The sequence below is a fragment of the Alteromonas sp. OM2203 genome (assembly GCF_048517045.1).
GTDB lineage: Bacteria > Pseudomonadota > Gammaproteobacteria > Enterobacterales > Alteromonadaceae > Alteromonas > Alteromonas gracilis.
In genome coordinates this window covers 440,805-460,325 of sequence record NZ_CP183209.1, presented here as the reverse complement: position 1 = coordinate 460,325, position 19,521 = coordinate 440,805, and the positions used below count along the sequence as shown (strand labels likewise).

The 19,521-nt window shown below is 45.6% G+C and carries 17 protein-coding genes; 13 read left to right on the top strand and 4 right to left on the bottom strand.

Annotated features, from left to right (window positions below; genetic code table 11):
* Nucleotides 1-36: 36 nt before the first annotated feature.
* From ACM0P2_RS02000 to ACM0P2_RS01975, 6 genes are all read left to right on the top strand, one after another.
* Nucleotides 37-1,242: an argininosuccinate synthase gene (locus tag ACM0P2_RS02000; protein WP_105930522.1), complete on the top strand. Its 1,206-nt coding sequence runs from the start codon at nt 37-39 to the stop codon at nt 1,240-1,242.
* A 74-nt stretch (nt 1,243-1,316) separates the two neighbouring features.
* On the top strand, nt 1,317-2,699 hold the full coding sequence (gene argH / locus ACM0P2_RS01995) for an argininosuccinate lyase (protein WP_014997128.1): 1,383 nt from the start codon (nt 1,317-1,319) through the stop codon (nt 2,697-2,699).
* Nucleotides 2,700-2,717: 18 nt separating this feature from the next.
* Nucleotides 2,718-4,028: an amino-acid N-acetyltransferase gene (argA, locus tag ACM0P2_RS01990; RefSeq protein ID WP_159119683.1), complete on the top strand. Its 1,311-nt coding sequence runs from the start codon at nt 2,718-2,720 to the stop codon at nt 4,026-4,028.
* A gap of 59 nt (nt 4,029-4,087) precedes the next feature.
* Nucleotides 4,088-4,390 (top strand): hypothetical protein, encoded by a 303-nt coding sequence (locus tag ACM0P2_RS01985; RefSeq protein ID WP_236547157.1) that lies wholly within the window; start codon nt 4,088-4,090, stop codon nt 4,388-4,390.
* A 128-nt stretch (nt 4,391-4,518) separates the two neighbouring features.
* Entirely contained in the window at nt 4,519-5,091 is a 573-nt protein-coding gene (locus tag ACM0P2_RS01980; protein ID WP_159119682.1) for a TetR/AcrR family transcriptional regulator, read from the top strand.
* Between the two features lie 345 nt (nt 5,092-5,436).
* Complete coding sequence (locus ACM0P2_RS01975; RefSeq protein WP_159119681.1) at nt 5,437-5,964, top strand: hypothetical protein; 528 nt, start codon at nt 5,437-5,439, stop codon at nt 5,962-5,964.
* 122 nt (nt 5,965-6,086) lie between these two features.
* Here the strand turns inward: ACM0P2_RS01975 and yghU are convergent, their stop codons facing one another.
* The 4 genes from yghU to ACM0P2_RS01955 all read right to left on the bottom strand — a co-directional run bounded on the left by yghU (nt 6,087) and on the right by ACM0P2_RS01955 (nt 12,887).
* Nucleotides 6,087-6,944 carry a glutathione-dependent disulfide-bond oxidoreductase gene (yghU, locus tag ACM0P2_RS01970; RefSeq protein WP_159119680.1) on the bottom strand — a complete coding sequence of 286 codons (858 nt, stop codon included), beginning with the start codon at nt 6,942-6,944 and terminating at the stop codon, nt 6,087-6,089.
* 200 nt (nt 6,945-7,144) lie between these two features.
* The gene (locus tag ACM0P2_RS01965; RefSeq protein ID WP_419227201.1) at nt 7,145-8,131 is read right to left on the bottom strand and encodes a DUF4382 domain-containing protein; all 987 of its coding nucleotides are present in this window, start codon (nt 8,129-8,131) and stop codon (nt 7,145-7,147) included.
* 320 nt (nt 8,132-8,451) lie between these two features.
* Nucleotides 8,452-10,143 carry an NAD-dependent malic enzyme gene (locus ACM0P2_RS01960; RefSeq protein WP_105930529.1) on the bottom strand — a complete coding sequence of 564 codons (1,692 nt, stop codon included), beginning with the start codon at nt 10,141-10,143 and terminating at the stop codon, nt 8,452-8,454.
* Between the two features lie 80 nt (nt 10,144-10,223).
* On the bottom strand, nt 10,224-12,887 hold the full coding sequence (locus ACM0P2_RS01955) for a penicillin-binding protein 1A (protein WP_419227200.1): 2,664 nt from the start codon (nt 12,885-12,887) through the stop codon (nt 10,224-10,226).
* Between the two features lie 135 nt (nt 12,888-13,022).
* Here ACM0P2_RS01955 and pilM point away from each other — a divergent pair, with 135 nt between their 5' ends.
* From pilM to aroB, 7 genes are all read left to right on the top strand, one after another.
* A complete protein-coding gene (pilM, locus tag ACM0P2_RS01950) occupies nt 13,023-14,090 on the top strand; it encodes a type IV pilus assembly protein PilM (protein WP_173360151.1) in 1,068 nt (355 codons plus the stop codon).
* Complete coding sequence (locus ACM0P2_RS01945; RefSeq protein ID WP_120963445.1) at nt 14,078-14,659, top strand: PilN domain-containing protein; 582 nt, start codon at nt 14,078-14,080, stop codon at nt 14,657-14,659. The genes pilM and ACM0P2_RS01945 overlap by 13 nt, the downstream gene beginning before the upstream one ends.
* Complete coding sequence (locus ACM0P2_RS01940) at nt 14,659-15,270, top strand: type 4a pilus biogenesis protein PilO (protein WP_120963446.1); 612 nt, start codon at nt 14,659-14,661, stop codon at nt 15,268-15,270. The genes ACM0P2_RS01945 and ACM0P2_RS01940 overlap by 1 nt, the downstream gene beginning before the upstream one ends.
* Entirely contained in the window at nt 15,267-15,794 is a 528-nt protein-coding gene (locus ACM0P2_RS01935; RefSeq protein WP_419227199.1) for a pilus assembly protein PilP, read from the top strand. The genes ACM0P2_RS01940 and ACM0P2_RS01935 overlap by 4 nt, the downstream gene beginning before the upstream one ends.
* Nucleotides 15,795-15,796: 2 nt before the next feature.
* Nucleotides 15,797-17,569, top strand: a complete 1,773-nt coding sequence (locus ACM0P2_RS01930) for a type IV pilus secretin PilQ (RefSeq protein ID WP_159119674.1) — start codon at nt 15,797-15,799, stop codon at nt 17,567-17,569.
* A 271-nt stretch (nt 17,570-17,840) separates the two neighbouring features.
* Nucleotides 17,841-18,356: a shikimate kinase AroK gene (gene aroK, locus ACM0P2_RS01925; RefSeq protein WP_105930536.1), complete on the top strand. Its 516-nt coding sequence runs from the start codon at nt 17,841-17,843 to the stop codon at nt 18,354-18,356.
* Between the two features lie 30 nt (nt 18,357-18,386).
* Complete coding sequence (gene aroB / locus ACM0P2_RS01920; protein ID WP_159119673.1) at nt 18,387-19,454, top strand: 3-dehydroquinate synthase; 1,068 nt, start codon at nt 18,387-18,389, stop codon at nt 19,452-19,454.
* Nucleotides 19,455-19,521 lie beyond the last annotated feature (67 nt).

Sequence of the window (19,521 nt, the reverse complement as noted above, 5' to 3'; positions counted from 1 at the left end):
AAGACGCCTAAAAAGACGCTTAGAAGGATTATTTAGATGCAAAACGTTAAAAAAATCGTGCTGGCCTATTCAGGCGGGCTTGATACATCAGCCATCATTCCATGGCTTAAAGAAAACTATGGCTGTGAAGTTGTCGCGTTTGCGGCAGATGTGGGCCAAGGTGATGAAGAACTAGAAGGGCTTCACGAGAAAGCTATCGCGTCTGGCGCAAGCGAATGCCACATTGTTGATTTGAAAGAAGAGTTCGTAAGCGAATATATCTTCCCAACTATTACTACAGGTGCAGTTTACGAAGGTGAATACCTACTGGGTACGTCAATGGCACGCCCGGTCATCGCTAAAGCGCAAGTTGAGATTGCGCGCAAAGTAGGTGCCGACGCACTATGCCACGGCTGTACAGGTAAAGGTAACGACCAGGTTCGTTTTGAAAGCACTTTTGCCGCCCTTGCTCCAGACCTTACTGTTATCGCGCCTTGGCGTGAGTGGGATATGGTAAGCCGCGAAGACTTACTTGCATACCTAGCTGAGCGCAATATTGCGACAACCGCCTCAGCGACAAAGATTTACAGCCGTGATGCAAACGCATGGCACATTTCACACGAAGGTGGCGAGCTTGAAGATCCATGGCAAGAGCCTACCAAGCAAGTGTGGACGCTAACGGTAGATCCAGAAGATGCGCCAGATACACCTGAGCGCGTAACCCTGTCTTTTGACGAAGGTAAGCTGACTCATGTTGATGGTGAGGCACTATCGCCTTATCAAGCGCTAGTTAAACTTAATACTGTAGCTGCGGCGCATGGTGTTGGACGTATCGACATTGTTGAGAACCGCCTTGTAGGTATGAAGTCTCGTGGCTGTTATGAAACACCAGGAGGCACCGTACTGCTTAAAGCGTATAAAGCCCTAGAAACTATGGTGCTAGATAAAGCTGCGCTTAAATACCGTGAGCAGATTGGTCTTGAGTTCTCACACGTGATGTACGACGGTCGTTGGTTTACGGCTCTTAACGATGCATTACTTGCAGGCGCTGCGTCTTTTGCCAAAAAAGTTACGGGCGATATCGTGGTTAAGCTTTACAAAGGCCAAGCTACGGTTACACAACGCCGCTCACCAAACAGCCTTTACTCTGAAGACTTTGCTACCTTTGGTGCTGATGATGTTTACGACCAGAAGCATGCTGAAGGCTTTATCCGCCTATTCAGCCTTTCAAGTCGTATTGAAGCACTAAAAAAACAAGGTTAGTCGCATACCGTGCGTAACTCTACCTAGTTACGCGCGGATAGCGATGGCATTAAACAGCATTTAAGGAGCATCACATGGCGTTGTGGGGTGGCCGGTTTGAATCCGGTGCAAGTAGTATGTTTAAACAGGTTAACGACTCGCTGCCGTTTGACCAGGTTATGGCAAGCCAAGATATTCAAGGCTCTATCAGCTGGTCGCGCGCACTGCAAAAAGCAGGCGTATTGACCGTTGACGAACAAGCCCAGCTTGAATCCGCACTGAGCGAGTTAAAAGCGAAAGCTGATGCAGGTGAATTAGACTTTAACGCATCTAGCGAAGAAGACATTCACAGCTTTGTTGAAGCTGCGCTTATAGAGAAGCTTGGCGACATTGGTCGTAAACTTCATACTGGGCGTAGCCGAAACGATCAGGTTGCTACCGACTTTCGCCTGTGGGTACGTGAACATATTGCCTCACTTCGCACTGATGTTTTGGGTGTAATAAAGTCGCTTCTTAATGCCGCTAGCCGTCATCAAGAAGCAATTATCCCAGGCTACACGCACTTACAGCGTGCACAGCCTATTCACTTTGCCCACTGGTGCTTAGCTTACGTTGAAATGCTAAAGCGTGACTTAAGCCGTTTAGACGACCTAAAAGTGCGCATGAATCAGTGCCCTTTAGGTTCAGGCGCATTGGCAGGCACTACTTTCCCTGTAGACCGTCATGCCATTGCTGAAGAGCTGGGCTTTGACTCTCCATGCCTTAACAGCCTAGACGCTGTGTCGGACAGAGATTTTGTGCTAGAGCTTTTGTTTGTAGCCAGCACCAGCATGATGCACTTGTCACGTCTTGCCGAAGACATGATTTTTTATAACTCTGGCGAAGCAGGATTCTTACAGCTTGGCGATAGCGTAACCTCTGGTTCATCGCTTATGCCGCAGAAGAAAAACCCTGATGCACTAGAGTTAATGCGTGGCAAATGTGGCCGTGTGTTTGGTTCTTTGCAGGCACTATTGGTTACCATGAAAGGCCTTCCTCTTGCGTACAACAAAGACATGCAAGAAGACAAAGAGGGCGCTATTGATACGGTAAATCAGTGGCACATTTGTTTATGCATTGCCAGCGAAGTGCTTGACTCACTGCAGCTAAACGAAGAACGCTGCCGCGTTGCAGCAACCCAAGGTTTTTCTAACGCCACTGAGCTTGCCGATTATTTGGTAGGTAAAGGTGTGCCGTTTAGAACAGGCCACGATATTGCAGGGCGCGTTGTACTTCAGGCCATCGACAAAGGCTGTGCCATTGAAGATTTGCCATTAAGCGACATGCAGGCGATTTGCGACAAAATTGAAGACGACGTATACCCAGTACTACAGCTAGAGTACGGCGTTAATCAACGCAATATCTTGGGCGGTACCAGCAAAGAAACGGTGACAAAAGCACTGTATCAGGAGCTGGAAGACTTGGACAAGCAAGGGTAGCGACAAGGAACTGCTTAGATGGTATTAGCGCATCATGACGGCATAAAACTGTTTCGCAGTTCACTGCCCTATATTAATGCTCACCAGGGAAAGACTTTCGTTTTGATGTTCGGTGGCGAAGCCATTGAACATCCTAATTTCCCTAATATTATTCACGACATTGCACTGCTTAACAGCTTAGGCGTGCGCGTAGTTGTAGTACACGGTGCCCGCCCGCAAATAGATCAGCGTGTTGCCCTACGCAATATTGAAGGTCGCTTTGACAGCGGCGTGCGCATTACCGACAAGCAAACCCTAGAGTGCGTAAAAGATGCCGCCGGTTCAGTTCGCTCTCAGGTTGAAGCCTTGCTTACTATGGGCTTGCCTAACTCACCTATGCATGGCTCGCAAATACGCGTGTGCTCGGGGAACTTGGTGGTTGCTAAGCCGATGGGCGTGCGAGGCGGTGTTGATTTTGAAAACACCGGTTTAGTGCGCCGCATCGATACCACGGGCATTAATGATCACCTAAACGATGGCTCAATTGTGCTGCTTTCGCCTATGGGCTATTCATCAACGGGGGAAGTGTTTAACCTGTCACATGAAGATGTAGCCACACAGGCGGCTATTGCCCTTAAAGCTGACAAGCTTATCGTGTTTTCAAACTTCGATGGCATATACAATCGCGAAGGTCGATTGCTTCGCACCATTGAACGTCCTCAGTTAGAGCAACTGATCATGGCGGGAGACATCACCACCGAAGATACCGTATTGAGCGCCCTTACCACCAGCGTTGCAGCTGGCGTGCCCCGCGCCCACTGTATCAGCTATGAAAAAGACGGCGCATTGCTGCAAGAGTTGTTCACGCGTGACGGTACCGGCTCTTTGGTAATGGAACACCACTACGAACAATTACGTGCAGCTACTATCGAAGATGTGGGCGGTATCTTAAAGCTGATAAAACCGCTAGAGGAAAGCGGTGTGTTAGTTAAGCGCTCTAGAGAGCGTTTAGAGAACGAAATCAACCAGTTTATCGTGATAGTGCGAGACGGCATGATCATCGCGTGCGCAGCTTTGTATTTATATCCTGAAGACGGCTGTGCCGAATTAGCTTGTGTGGCTACCCACCAAGACTATCGCGGCAAAAACCGTGGCGAACGGATTTTAGATGAAGTGCGCGCCCGTGCTAAAGAAGCAGGTATTGAGCGTATTTTTGTGCTTACAACCGTTACTGCCCATTGGTTTTTAGAGCAAGGCTTTGAGCCTGCTGACATCAGCGCGTTGCCGGCGGTGAAAAAAGAGCTGTATAACTTCCAGCGGAACTCGAAAGTATTCACGCTACCTGTTTGAGTCATTACTTTTTAAATCGCGAGTGCTATGGCTTATCTATCCCAGCTAAGCGTTAGCATTTGCGTACTAACAACTTATCTACTTGCCATTGCTTAGCCATTATCATTAGTAAAATAAACAATCGGCATCACTACGACACAATTCAGATACCTTCTAAGTGGCTACTCGCCAACGACGATGACATTGCTAATATTCGTAACGTTCACGATATGCTCAGCGTGTTCCCTAATATGGACTCTGAAATTGAAGCGCTTGAACCAAAAGCACTAAACGTAAATGAGATAGGCCATATGAAATTCTTTTCCAGAAAGTGTCAGCACTTGTGGCCCAAAGTAACAGACTATTTTAAGCGCTACATGTAGGCAGGCTTTCCTGAGTTTGCGCAAAAAAACAGAGCGATAAAAATGTAGAGACGGTTGCGCAACTCGTGAATTCTTAATCTATAGTTATAACTGCGTTATAGGCCATAACTTCTACTCGATAAAATAATATGAATAACAAAGAAAAAATACTGCAGGCGGCATCTGAACTCTTTAGCGAGGAGGGGTACGATGCTTTGAGCGTGCGCAACATTGCGAAGCACGCCAATTTATCAACCATTGGCATTTACAGTCACTTTAAGGGCAAACAGGGTATTCTTAACGCTTTGTGTCAACAAGCTTGCGAAGTGCTAACCCAAAGCATTTTGCGTGCTAATGGAAATACAGCCTCAGATAAGGTCCTTGATGCCTGCGAGAATATATTAAACTACGCCGAATTTAATACGGCACACTATCAATTAATATTTGGCGGCAGTACCTCATTTTTTTCGATGACCGAAGAGACGAGAGCAGCCAAATCAACATTAATCGTAGCAATGGCAGGGTTATGCAAAACGCTTCCCAAAAACCAGGTATCAAGTGACAAAGCCGTGACAATCGCAACACAAGTCATGGCCTTAACTCATGGTTATATTCAGTTTTTTCAAAGCAATCACTCACCAGAGATTACTCAGACCAATTGGAAAGATAAAGCACTCCAAGCTGCACGGCTTCATGTTTACGCAATAGTTGCTACCCAATAGCATATTGCGAAGATTGCAGTTATAGGCATGCCACCTGTAACCACACCGTACGTTTTGCTAGAACTTAGCTAGAACAATGGGGTTGGGTAGTTTTCCTAAAACTAACTCTGACCCCATTTGCTTTATCTACTGGCTACCGCCTTTCTGACACGAGCGCCATAGTCACTATCCGCCAAATCGTATTGCACCAACATGGCTTCTTGTACGTCTTGTGTCGCTTGGCTTAGTCGCTGAACGAACATTTACTTACTCGAAAAAGGTAACACCATTACTTTTTTGCAATTTAAGTCTGATAAATGTCCGCATACGTAAGAGACAGACAAAAGCTCTGCCAATAAGAAAACGATGACTAAGCTGCTGATATATATAACCGGGGCCGTGATGCTATGTATTATCGCCATAGCATCGTGGAAAACCTTTACTTTTTTGATGCAAATTGATGATAAGAATCATGAACTTACTTTTATGGGCAGTTCTGGTTGGCAGTGGCACGACAAAAAACAGGGTATTCAAATCAAACGTGTAGAAGCTCAGTTACCCGCGTTAAGAAAAGTGTCAGAAAATAAAGAATATGCATCTCTTGTAACCATTACGGAGAATGGAAACTATCGTGGCTTTGTATTTTTCAACGAGGCATGTGAGGAAGGTTCAATCGTTTCTGAACGACTCACCTATAATCAAACAGAGCAACCTAAGCTTGAAGTGTTACATTGCCTTCACGGTAAACTGGTGTATATGAAAACGTGGACGTCTGTACCTGCCATAAAATGGCAGGGCCGTGTGGGCAACTTTGAATTTGATGAAGATTTGAACGAATGGGATTTCACCCCACTCCAACAAGCATACTTAAAAAGTGTGGCAGAGCTTATCTGAAAATCAGGGTCAGAGTACTTTTCGTCGATGCCCTTTTTAGGCATTGTGATGCTAAGAAGATGATTAACATAACTTAAGTACACTGACCCCGTCATTTGAGTAATGTACTCTGACCCCATTATTTAGGTGTTGGCGAGCGCGTTGTCGATATCTTTGGGGCTGTGGCGGTTTTCTAACTGGCCATCATCGCCCCAAGTCTTGTTAACAATACGGCCACGCTTTACTCCTTCGCGCTGCTCTAGCTGCTTAGCCCAGCGAACTAAATTAGTATACTCATGCACCTGAAGAAACTTGGCTGCATCGTATAAGTTCCCCAGTACGAGGTTGCCGTACCATGGCCAGATCGCTATATCGGCAATGCTGTATTCGCTGCCTGCCATGAACTCATTGTTCGCTAAGTGTTTGTCTAGCACATCGAGTTGACGCTTGGTTTCCATGGTAAAGCGATTGATTGGGTATTCCATTGGATAAGGCGCATAGCTATAAAAGTGGCCGAACCCCCCGCCTAGGTATGGCGCTGAGCCCACCTGCCAGAATAGCCAGTTAAAGCATTCTGCTTTCGCGTGGGCGTCTTGCGGAATAAATTTTCCGAATTTTTCTGCCAGGTAGACCAAGATTGAACCTGACTCGAACAGCTTGGTTTCTGGCGACGTTGTTGTGTCGACCATCGCAGGGATCTTGCTGTTTGGGTTCACGTCCACAAACCCAGAGGAAAACTGATCGCCCTCGCCAATGTTTATTAGCCACGCATCGTATTCTGCTTCGCTGACACCGGCAGCCAACAGTTCTTCAAGCATAATAGTCACTTTCTGCCCGTTAGGTGTAGCTAACGAGTATAGCTGTAAACCATGTTCGCCAGTGGATCGCGCTTTTTCGTGGGTCGAACCTGACACGGGGCGGTTGATACTGGCCCACTTGTTGCCATCATCTTCAGCCTGCGTCCAAACGTCAGGGGGTGTGTAGTTACTTTCTGTCGACATAGCGATTCCCTTAAATGATTTTTAGGTGAAGGAGACATACTTCATATCTATAGAGAACGGCTTTTAAAGGCGTATGGCTCACTATGTCGACTAATAAACAGCACTGCGCGATTACTGACATAAAAAAGCCGCGCTATGCAATAAAACAGAGCGCGGCTTTGTGAATAAAAGGCGAGCAGTCCTTTGCCCGCAAACTGGTACTATTCGATAGTTACCGTAGTAGTGTCACCTGCTACAACAGTGGTGGTATCGATAGTTTGTAAAAAGAAACCGTCCTCTTCATCTTCATCCGTTTCCGGCTCGTCAAACAAAGCTACACATGAAAAGGCGAGTGAATAATCGCCTTGAGGCATGAAGCCCGCGGTAAAATTGAATGTTTCATCAGACTCGTCGTAGGTTACAGGCACCACAGTAAAAGGGCGTAACTCGGTATCATCGAAACCGACCTCTGCGTCGTCACCAAGAGTATCGAGAACATTTTGCTCACCTTCATAAATGTAAACCGCATTACCAGAAAACATGTCAGATTTAACAGCACACTTTTCGTTCATCACAAGCGTACTATCTACCGTGCCGTTAAGCGTTCCAACATCGTCGTTTAACACTAGGCGAACACCACGGGGTTTTAACATGATGACTTCTTGCCCTACTGGGTCGACTAAACTTTTTCTTAAATCGAACTCAACAGTATAGGCTGCGTCAAAGTTAGGCTGTGCAGTGAAACCGTCTAGCTTCAGCTCGCCACTTGGCACGCGAATAGGATATGTGCCTTCGTTAGTCACGATGTACGACTCGTCAGTGACGCTAAGGCGTAGTTGGTTGTAGTCACCTATCGGTATTTCAGTATCTTCAACAATCACTTCAAATTGTTCGCCAGGCAAAGACAGTAAGTCAATGCTTCGAGGATCACCGTTCTCATCTTCAACAGAAAACGTGATTGGTGAATCGTTACCAATTAATTCAACCTCATCGAAATACACTACCACTTCACTGGCGTTATCAACTGGGGCATCTGAAACCGAAAGAGAAAAAGTACTGGTAGTTGGTGTGGGCTGGTCGTCTACGCTATCACCAGAACCGCCACAAGCACTTAGTGTAGCAAGTGCGGCCATAACCATTGATGTTGAGAAGGAGCGCTTAAGAGCTCGTGAGTACAATGAATTAAATTGAGTTTTTGTTTTTTTCATTTATAACACCTACTTTTTCTTTTATATGCCAAGGGTAGTTATCAATGTTTATGCCAAAACAAAATAAGCATTATTTTTCATATATTTAGAACTAAAAAACCCATATTAACGATAGGGTAAAAATAGGAAATGTTGCGCATAAGCAACACCTTTTTACATAAAACAGGTTTGAATAAACTGAGATGCCGACATCAGAACAAGGGGCAAGGGGCAAGGGGCAAGGCTATTGTGAATAAATTATCTCAAACCGAGTATAAGGTTGACTTCTATGCCCACAAAAAAAGCAGGCAAGGCCTGCTTTTTTAAAACGTCAGCGTTAGTTAAATGCTAACCCGTTTATAAGGGCGGTACTCAGCTTTCCAGAAGTTTCGCTCTATACTTTCAAGCAAAGCGTCATCCGACATCTCAAGGGCAAGCCCCTGCTCCATCGCTACCCTACCCACTTCAAAGGCAATCTCGCGACTTATTTGAGCTATTGCAGATAGCGGCGGCAATAACGAACCTTGCCCCGTGTTGACTAATGGCGACGCTAAAGCAAGCGCGTTACTTGCAGCCATTAACATTTCGTCGCTAATTAGTTTGGCTTTAGAGGCGACAACGCCAAGACCAATACCGGGGAAAATGTACGAGTTGTTGCATTGTGCAATAGGGTAAATTTCACCTTTATACTCAACAGGTTTAAATGGGCTACCCGTCGCGATAATAACTTCACCGTCGGTCCATTCAATAACCTGCTCTGGTCTTGCCTCAACTTGGCGAGACGGGTTACTCAGTGGGAATATGATTGGTAACTCACATCCTTGCTTCATGGCGCGGATCACTTGCTCAGTAAACAAACCAGGCTGACCTGAAACGCCAATCAGTACGTCTGGCTGCGCGCAGTGCATCACGTCAAGTAGTGATGCGTAATCACCACTGAATGTCCAATCAGCTAAGTCTGCATTTTTTTGCTGAAGCTTTTGTTGGAAGTCACGTAAGCCTTCCATACCTTCAGTGACTAAGCCGAAACGGTCAATCATAAACACTTGCTTACGCGCTTGTTCGTCAGTAAGACCTTCAAAGACCATTTGTTGAATAAGCATTTCAGCAATACCACAACCTGCTGAGCCCGCGCCCACAAATACAACCTTCATGTCGCTAAGCTTTTGCTGCTTAGTTTTACATGCCGCGAGTATAGTGCCGAGCGTAACTGCAGCAGTACCTTGAATATCGTCGTTAAAGCAGCACACATCGTTTCGGTAGCGATTAAGTAACGGCATTGCATTGGGCTGCGCGAAGTCTTCAAACTGGATCATCACATCTGGCCAGCGTCGTTTCACCGCATTAATGAACATATCTACAAATTCATCGTATTCTTCTTGCCCAATACGAGGATGACGCGCGCCCATATACATAGGGTCGTTTAACAGTTTCTCGTTATTGGTGCCGACGTCTAGCATAACGGGTAGCGTGTAAGCAGGGCTAATTCCGCCACATGCGGTATAGAGCGACAGTTTACCGATAGGGATCCCCATACCGCCAATACCCTGGTCTCCCAACCCAAGAATACGCTCACCGTCAGTCACAACAATCACTTTTACTTTGCGTTTTGTGGCATTGCGAACAATGTCGTCTAGCTGATGACGCTCTTCATATGACACAAACAATCCACGGGAGCTACGGTAGATATCAGAAAACTGTTCACATGCATCTCCTACCGTTGGGGTGTAAATAATGGGCATCATCTCATCGATATGCTTTTGAATGAGACGATAGAACAAGGTTTCGTTGTTGTCTTGAATAGCTCGAAGGTAAATATGCTTATTTAACGCTTCGTCGAAGCTGCTATATTGCATATACGCTCGTTCAACTTGTTCCTCAATGGTTTCATATCGAGGCGGCACCAGACCGGTTAGGTTGAACGCCGCTCGCTCGCGGGCGGTAAAGGCACTGCCTTTATTCAGTAGGGGCGTTTCTAGCAATGAAGGGCCAGCGTGAGGGATATATAGATATCGTTGTGAGTCTTCTGACATTGTTTTTCCGAAAATGTGTTCAGGCAATTACATCGCTCAAGCCTAAAGAAGCGACACGTCAGCGACGTGTCTTCTTATAATTAGAATATTTCTTCTGGCTCTGGCGCAGTAGTTTCATCCTGCGTGGCGGGATCCAACACTTCGTCATCACGAACATAAGTTGTCGGTTCAGTGCCTTGCAGGAAATATTCAAATAGTGTCGTATGGTCTGTCCGTCGGGTCAACTTTCCACTGGTACGATCAATGCGAACTCGCACTATATTTTCTGGTACGGGCATTGGCGTATGCGGTTTACTTTCAAGCGCATATTCCATGAATCTGATCCATGCAGGCTGTGCTGCTTTCGCGCCATCTTCAATACCTATCATGGCATTGCCTATCCAATTAAATTTTTCAGGATCTTTGTTGATAAGATTTTGGTTGCGTGTTGCACGGCCGAGTTGTCTTCCCATATTGTCAAAGCCTACCCATGCAGTGGCAACAATATCCTTGTGAAAGCCGCTGAACCAGGTGTCTCGTGAATCGTTAGTGGTACCAGTTTTACCCGCAATATCCGTGCGCTGAAGTATATTACGAGCACGCCACCCGGTTCCCAACCAATAGGTTTTTTTGCTCCAATTACCGTTTGCTCGAACAGCGGTACGCATCATTTCACCGACTAAAAAGGCGTTTTGTGCCGTGATCACTTGAGGTGCTATCACTTTCTCGGTATTTTCATCGTCGCCGGAATCACCTAAGAGTATGTCTTGATTGAGCTCTGCGGCTAACAAGGCTTCAACATCGGCTTCCTCGTCTTCCGGTAATATGTCGGCATCACTTTGGCTTTCGCAACGATTACATGCCCAAACCGGATTGGCTTTCCATAGTTCATCGCCATTTTCATCCAGCACTTTGCTTATGAAGTGTGGATTTACCAGATATCCACCGTTAGCGATAACCGACATCCCTCTCACGACCTCTAGAGGAGTGTGCGAACTAGAACCCAACGATACGGTTTCATCCAATGGAATATCGTCTTTATTAAAGCCGAAGCGGGTTAAATAATCTGCGGTTTCTCTTAATCCAACCCCGCGAAGTAATCTAACCGAGACTACGTTTTTAGATTTCCCAAGGGCTTTTCGCATTCTGATAGGGCCATCGTACTCAGCGGGTGAGTTTTGAGGGCGCCACGCTACGCCCGTGGCTGCATTCCATTGGTTAATCGGCGCGTCATTGATAATAGATGCCAGTGTGTAACCGCTGTCTATAGCTGCTGAGTACACAAAAGGTTTGATGTTTGAACCAACCTGGCGCTTCGCTTGCGTCGCTCGGTTAAATTGACTTTGGTAGAAGCTATAACCACCAACCACCGCTTCGACCGCGCCGTTTTGTGGGTCAAGTGCGATAAAGGCTCCACTCACTTCGGGTATTTGCGAAATACGCCACTGATCATCTTGCTGCCTTATGTAGATTACCGCGCCTTCTTGCGTGACATCACTGGCTGTTTGCGGGTCGCTGCCTTGTCTGAAATCAGTAATGTAGCGACGGGCCCAATCCAGACCACCCCACTCTATCGTCCGCACTTGCTCATCAACTGACAACACTTCTATTGATTGTTCGTTGACCTTTGTTACGACAGAGGGAATAAGAGGCTTGATATGAGGAATCTCTGCTAACACTTGCAGCATTGAAGCCTCATCCCATTCGTCCCTTGAGCTTTTATTACTGACGTCGAAACTCAATGACAACTGAGGGATAACATCATCTTTACTTTCTGGCTTAGGAATATTCCATAAATATCCAAGAGCACCCTTGTAGCCGTGACGCTCATCGTAATCATGAAGGTTTCTTACCACCGCTCTTTGAGCAGCAAGCTGCATATCTGACGTTGCGGTTGCAAACACTTGATAGCCGCCTGTTTCAGCTTCTTCCTTACCATAAATTTCTACCATTTCATTATAAATGGTGTCAGCGAGATAAGGCGCATCCACTTCAATCTCTGCGCCGTGTTTTTTAGCGGAAACAGGAGCGCTTGCAGCCTCGTCGAACTGGGCTTTTGTGATGTAGTTTTCGTCAAGCATTCGAAGTAATACAACTCGTCTACGCTCAACAGAGCGTTCTGGGCTGCTAACTGGATTTAACACTGAAGGTGCTTTGGGAAGACCGGCAATCGTTGCAATTTGTGCCAGCGTGAGTTCATTTAGCGGTTTACCATAGTAAACTTGTGCAGCCGCACCGAAACCAAACGCTCTATGTCCTAACTCGATTTTATTGAGATACAGCTCCAAGATTTCTTGCTTTGATAGCTCCTGCTCCATATGAAGCGCAATGAAGATTTCTTTTACCTTTCTTACGTACGTTTTTTCACGGCTTAGGAAAAAGCCTCGCGCTAGCTGCATCGTTAGCGTACTTGCCCCCTGACGTTTTTCGCCAGTTAACACTAAACTTACTGCAGCACGCACAATACCAATTGGGTCAATACCGCGGTGTTCGTAGAAGCGACTGTCCTCGGTAGCAAGTATGGCATCGATCAATTCTTGAGGAACTTCCTCAAGTTTTACCGGGATCCGCCGTTTAACTCCATACTGCGAAATAAGTTTTCCGTCTTTGGTGTATATCTGCATGGGTGTTTGCAGCCGTACATCCTTAAGTACAGTAACACTTGGTAGGTCAGGTTTGATATAAAAGTAAATACCTACCAGCGCAGCGAAACCAAGAAGGCCTGATAGAAAACTAAATAGAATAAATGGTTTGATGTACTTCACTGTAACGGATACCAAGACATTTTGTTGAAATGACGTATATTTATACGTATGTGCTTACATTAGAACCATACGCATTATACTAATAGAGTAACATTGTACTTTAGAGCAACTACCTTTGAAACTGGACACTTAAACATGAAATCGCTGTTCAAAAAAAAGCTGCCGCCCATTGTGGGCTTAGACATAGGCACGCGTCAAATAAAAGCGGTGTGGCTAGAGCAATCGAAAGACGGATTCATCCTTCAAGGGTATGCCTGTGAGCCGATAAGCAAGATCGCGTTCTCAGAACGTGATATCAAAGACTATGAGTCTGTCAGTATCGCGCTTAAAAAGATTCGTAAATCTCTTAAAACGAAAATAAAGCTCGCCAACGTTGCCGTAGCGGGTACTTCGGTTATTAGCAAAATCGTATACATGGATCCCGAACAAAACGACTACGACTTGGAAAATCAAATTGAAATAGAAGCGGATAGCCTAATTCCCTACCCGCTTGAAGAAGTGTATTTAGATTTTGAAGAAATGGGCCCCAGTGCCACCCATACCGGAAAGGTAAATGTGCTTTTAACCGCGGCGCATAAAGATTTGGTTGATAGCAGATTACTACTTGCTAGAGAAGCCAACTTTGAGCCCAAAATTGTCGATATGGAAAATTTTGCTATTGGAAACGCGCTCGACTTTTTTTATACAGCCCATGAGGAAGATACGCCGCTTTGTTGTGTTAACGTTGGCGCGTCGCTGCTGCAAATATGCGTTGTTAAAAATGGCGAAGTAATCTACACAAAAGAGCATGCATTCGGCCTTAACCATTTAATCAATGATATCAGTGCTATTCACATGGTTGAACGGGAAAGCGCAGAGAGGCAGCTTCTTGACGGCACGCTTTCTGGCAATTGGGTAGAAGATACGTTGCCTATATTTGCCGCGAACCTTCAGCAAAACATCAATCGTGCAATACAAATGTATATGAGTACGCTACATGCAGATCGTCCCACGAAAATCCTATTCTGTGGTGGCGCAGCGACCATAGCACCTCTTGTCGATATTTTAAAACAAGACTTGGGGCTTGATGTAATTTGCTTCAATCCCTTTAGTAATATGACAATTAACCCTAAACTTGATACCACAAGACTTAACAAAATAGCGCCTCAACTTGCCATTGCCGCAGGATTGGCGAGCCGGAGCTTTACGCCATGGCACATGTAAACTTATTGCCCTGGCGTGAAAAGCAGCGTCAGCATCAGAAGCAACAATATCTTGCCGGCTTGGTGGCTGTTGCCGCCATCGTTGGCCTCATTTTTTGGTTTATCGGTCAAGCCATTGACCAGCAAATCAATAATCAAAACTCGCGCAATCAGTTCCTTGAACGAGAAATTGCTATCCTCGATGCGCAAATTGGCGAAATTAAAAAAGTAAAAGAAAGAAAGAGTGCCGTTGAACAGCGGATGGCGTTAATTGAACAACTTCAGGCCAGCCGCAATATTGCACCGATTGTTTTTGATGAGCTTGCAAAGCTAGTTCCGCCTGGTGTTGCTTTCGAGACAATGACGCGGAGCAATAATCGCATTGAGATAGAAGGAATTAGTGATTCTAATAACCGTCTGTCTGACTTCATGCGTGCGCTGGATAACTCGAAAGTTTTTGTTTCTGCCGAGCTATCGACGATAAAATCTGACAGCAGTGCCGCCAGAGCCATCAGCAATTTCACGCTTACTTTCTCAATAAATCCAAACGTCGCTCCTGTAGAGCTTGAAGTGAGTGAGGCACAGAAATAATGAAGTTTGATGTTTCAAAGCTAAAAGAACTCAATGAGCTCGATTTCGAACAGATAGCAATATGGCCAAACGAAGTACGTATTGTTGTAGCAGCTTTCCTCGCTATTTTAGTAGGCGCCTTAAGCTATTACATGTTAGTCAGCCCGAAGCTGCCAATAAAAGACGCAGTTGAATTAAAAGAGCAAGAGCTAAAGCTTCAGTTTGAAGCAAAATACCGCATTGCGGCCAATTTAGATGCCTACGAAGCGCAACTAAAACAGATTCAAGAAGACTTTTCCTCAATGCTAAAAAGTCTACCTACCAGTAATGAAACCCCTGGATTGCTAGACGACATTACCTATGTAGGAACGGCTTCAGGCCTCACATTTGAGCTGTTGAACTGGCAGCAAGAAGTGCCAAAAGAGTTCTATACTGAGCTTCCTATCGAAATGGAAGTAAGCGGCGGTTATCACAATTTTGGCGAATTTGTTTCGAAGGTCGCTGATTTACCTCGAATTGTGACCCTGCATGACTTCGAAATTAAGCGACAGGCCAATACCTTATCGCTTAAATTACAGGCTAAAACCTATCGCTCTGAAAGCGCATCAGATCTTGAAGGAGATGAACAATGATTCGTTCGTTTTTATCTCTGATTGTTCTATTTCTAATAGCCGGTTGTTCACCTAAACTTGACGACTTGCAAGCTTACACCCAAAGCGTAAAGGAGCGAGCTCAGCCGCAGGTTGAACCCTATCCAGAATTTAAAAGCCACCCTCCTTTTAATTACTCATCAAGCGAACTACGTAGCCCTTTTGACCGCCTACGGAACGAGACGGCACCAGTAACGACGTCACGAGTTGAAAACTGTTTACAGCCTGATTTTCAGCGCCGCAAAGAAGCATTGGAGGCTTACGGCATAGACGCATTGGCCCTAGCCGGTAGTTTCGTGGTTAGAGGAGAGAAATGGGCGCTTTTAAAAAGTAATGATGGCGTTCTACATAAAGCTAAAGTAGGGAGTCGTATCGGTTTGTTTTATGGCAAAATTATACAAATCGGCGCAGACTCGATTACTATTGAACAATTATTACCTGATGGCGCAGGCTGCTGGCAAAGGAAAACAACAACAATGACTACAGCATCGAAGGCGGGAGAGTAAGCATGGCCGAACGATACATATTCAATAAGTCTCTGAATCGTAGAGCCCCGAAATGGTACTGGCTAGCCTTCTTGGCAACAGCAGTACTTTCACTGACTTTACTTAGCTCGCCGGTCAAAGCACAAGAGCCGCTATTGGTAGACCCAAGCAATAAGCGCGATACTTCAACATTCAGTACCACGATTACGAATGTCGATTTTACCCAAGCTGCGGGTAATACGGCAGTGACGGTGGTGAACTTCGAAGGTCAGGCACCAAAAGTACAGCTAATAGAGTCGCAGGGTAAGGTATCGCTAACCCTTCCTGATACAGCTTTAGGCGAGGACCAATTATTAGAGCTCAACGTCGCAGACTTTGGCACCATGGTTTCTACGATAGAAACCTTCGTAGAAAAAGGTGGAGCCCGATTAGAAATCAACTACACCGGACAGGTTACGGTTAAAAATACAGTGAAAGATGGAGTGCTACGCGTTGCCATTTCACCTATGGACAGTGCACAACAAGAAGCACTTGAAGCGGAGAAAGTATACACTGGCGATCCTATCTCACTCGATTTTCAAGACGTACCAGTTAGACAAGTTTTACAAATCATTGCTCAGGTAAATGGTTTTAATCTTGTAACCACAGATACTGTGTCTGGGAATGTCACTATAAGTTTATCTGGCGTTCCGTGGGATCAAGCCTTAGACATGATTTTGCGCGTTAAAGGGCTAGATAAGCGTTTAGAAGGTAACATTTTGTTGATTGCCCCTGCTGAAGAACTTGCCGCCCGAGAAACCCAAGCTCTTCAGTCGAAAAAACAAGTGTCTGACCTTGCACCACTTCACACAGTAAACATATCGGTTAATTACGCCAAAGCAGCAGCACTTGCTACTATTTTAAAGTCTACAGAAGGCGGTATTCTTTCTGAAAGAGGCGGTGTAACGGTAGACGAGCGTACTAATACCTTGCTCATTCGCGACACGCTTGCTTCCATTGATGAAGCAAGAAAAACAATCAAAGCGTTAGACATTCCAGTTAAACAAGTTCTTATTGAAAGCCGCATGGTAACGGTGCTAGACGATGTTGACGAACAGCTTGGTGTGCGCTGGGGTTTCAGTGATCGTCAAGATGACAACGGCGTTTCTGGTAGCATTGAAGGGGCGGATACCATTGCTGGTGGCGTAGTACCAAGCATTGATAATCGTCTTAACGTGAACCTGCCTGTAAGCAGTGCTGCAGGTAGTATCGGGTTTCAAATTGCCAGTTTGGTCGATGGTACTATACTCGACTTAGAGCTCTCAGCGCTGGAGTCGGAAAACAAAGGGGAAATCATTGCTAGCCCACGCATAACGGTAGCAAACCAACATGAAGCTTACATCGAGCAAGGTACTGAAATACCGTATGTGCAGGCAACATCAAGTGGTGCCACCTCAGTAGAATTTAAAAAAGCAGTATTGTCACTGAAAGTAACGCCTCACATTACCCCTGACAATCGCATCATTCTTGATTTGGTTGTTACACAAGATACCCGTGGTGAGACAGTGTCAACGTCTACGGGTGATGCTGTGGCTATTGATACCCAAGAGATCAAAACACAGGTATTAGTTGAAAACGGTGAAACCATTGTACTTGGCGGTATTTTCCAACAAACCAGTTCTGATGGCGTGTCAAAAGTCCCTCTATTTGGAGACCTTCCGCTTGTAGGGGCACTTTTTAGAAACTCGTCACAGTTGCAGCAAAAACGAGAGCTTCTTATCTTCGTTACGCCAAAAATTGTAACCGAAAGACCCTAACGACTGTATTTACAGAGACGAAAATGCGCTTCTATAAGCGCATTTTTTTATTTTAAGGTCTTTTTTGTAACTAAATTTACAGGTATACACTATTTGTTGGTAACAAAACTTGCAACGCCTTGCATGAAACTGAGATAATCCCCGCCTCGAAATTTAAGCGAGGTTTAAGGAGTGGTGCTTATTGGACACTAAATAGGCACGAGTCAATGGGTAGGCTGGTAAGGCAACAGTGCACTGCCCCTAACATGATTAAGTTGTGATATAAGCAAATATGGCTGAAAAACGTAATATCTTTTTAGTTGGCCCAATGGGTGCTGGCAAAAGTACCATCGGTAGACATCTAGCAGACGAACTTCACCTAGACTTTTTTGATTCTGATCAGGAAATTGAGCGCCGCACAGGTGCTGATATCGCTTGGATCTTTGATCTTGAAGGCGAAGACGGCTTTCGCGTGCGCGAAGAGAACGTCATTAATGATTTGACAGACAAGCAAGGTATTGTGCTTGCCACAGGTGGCGGTTCTATTGTAACTAAAGCTGTGCGCAATCGTTTATCTGCCCGTGGTATTGTTGTTTACTTACAAACGACCATCGATAAGCAAGTTGCCCGTACACAACGCGACAAACGTCGTCCTTTGCTACAAAACGAAGATCCTGAACAAGTACTTCGGGATCTTGCAGAAATGCGCAACCCGCTTTACGAAGAAGTTGCTGATTACATTGTTGATACAGACGACCAAAGTGCGCGTGCTGTAGCAAATCAAATTATCAGTAAAATTGGTTTATAAATTAAAAATGTAATAGGAGGTGCTACGCCAATGTCAACCTTAACTGTGGAACTTGGAGAACGTAGCTATCCTATACAGATAGAGGCTGGGCTGCTTTCGCAACCTGGCCTTTTTAGTGCCTATATTAAAGGTCCGCTCGCCGTTATCGTAACCAATGAAACCGTCGCCCCTCTTTATCTAGAAACGGCGAAAGCCGCCTGCGGCGACGTTCGCGTTGAAACCATAATATTGCCTGACGGCGAACAGTATAAGAATTTAGAACAATTCGAAGTAGTCATGACCCGCCTCCTTGAGCTTAATGCAGCAAGAGATACAACGCTGATCGCACTTGGAGGTGGTGTAATAGGTGACCTTACCGGCTTCGTCGCAGCGACCTATCAGCGAGGCGTGCCTTTTATTCAGGTGCCTACTACCCTGCTTTCTCAAGTCGACTCATCGGTGGGTGGAAAAACTGCGGTTAATCACCCGCTCGGTAAAAACATGATTGGTGCGTTTTACCAACCCGTTTATGTCGCTATCGACACCGACTCTCTTGCTACTTTACCTCCCAGAGAGTTTGCGGCAGGCATGGCAGAAGTCATCAAATACGGCATTATTTACGACGCCCCATTTTTCGAGTGGCTTGAAAGTAATGTGGATTCACTTACCTCACTTGATACCCAAGTGCTTACTGAAGCTATCTCTCGCTGCTGTGAAATTAAAGCAGACGTGGTTGCAAAGGATGAGCGCGAGGGCGGTTTACGCGCCATTCTTAATCTTGGTCATACCTTTGGTCACGCTATCGAGGCTGAGCAAGGTTATGGAAACTGGCTTCACGGTGAAGCAGTAGCTGCTGGTACTATAATTGCTTGTAAAGCAGCAGAAGGTTTATCGTGGTTTACGCCGTCAGAAACACGACGTGTGTCCGCATTGTTTGAAGCGTTTGCATTGCCCGTTGCAGGGCCTGACAGTATGACGAAAGATGACTACGTTAAACATATGAAGCGCGATAAAAAAGTGGAAGCGGGCAGTATTCGATTTGTACTTCCCCAGGGGATTGGCAAAGCGGTTGTTACTAAGGATGTTACCGACGACATTCTAACCGACATCCTGTCCTAATTTACGCTATCGCGAAACACTCAAAGCGAACATTAACACGTTACGCAGCGGATATATGACTCGAGCA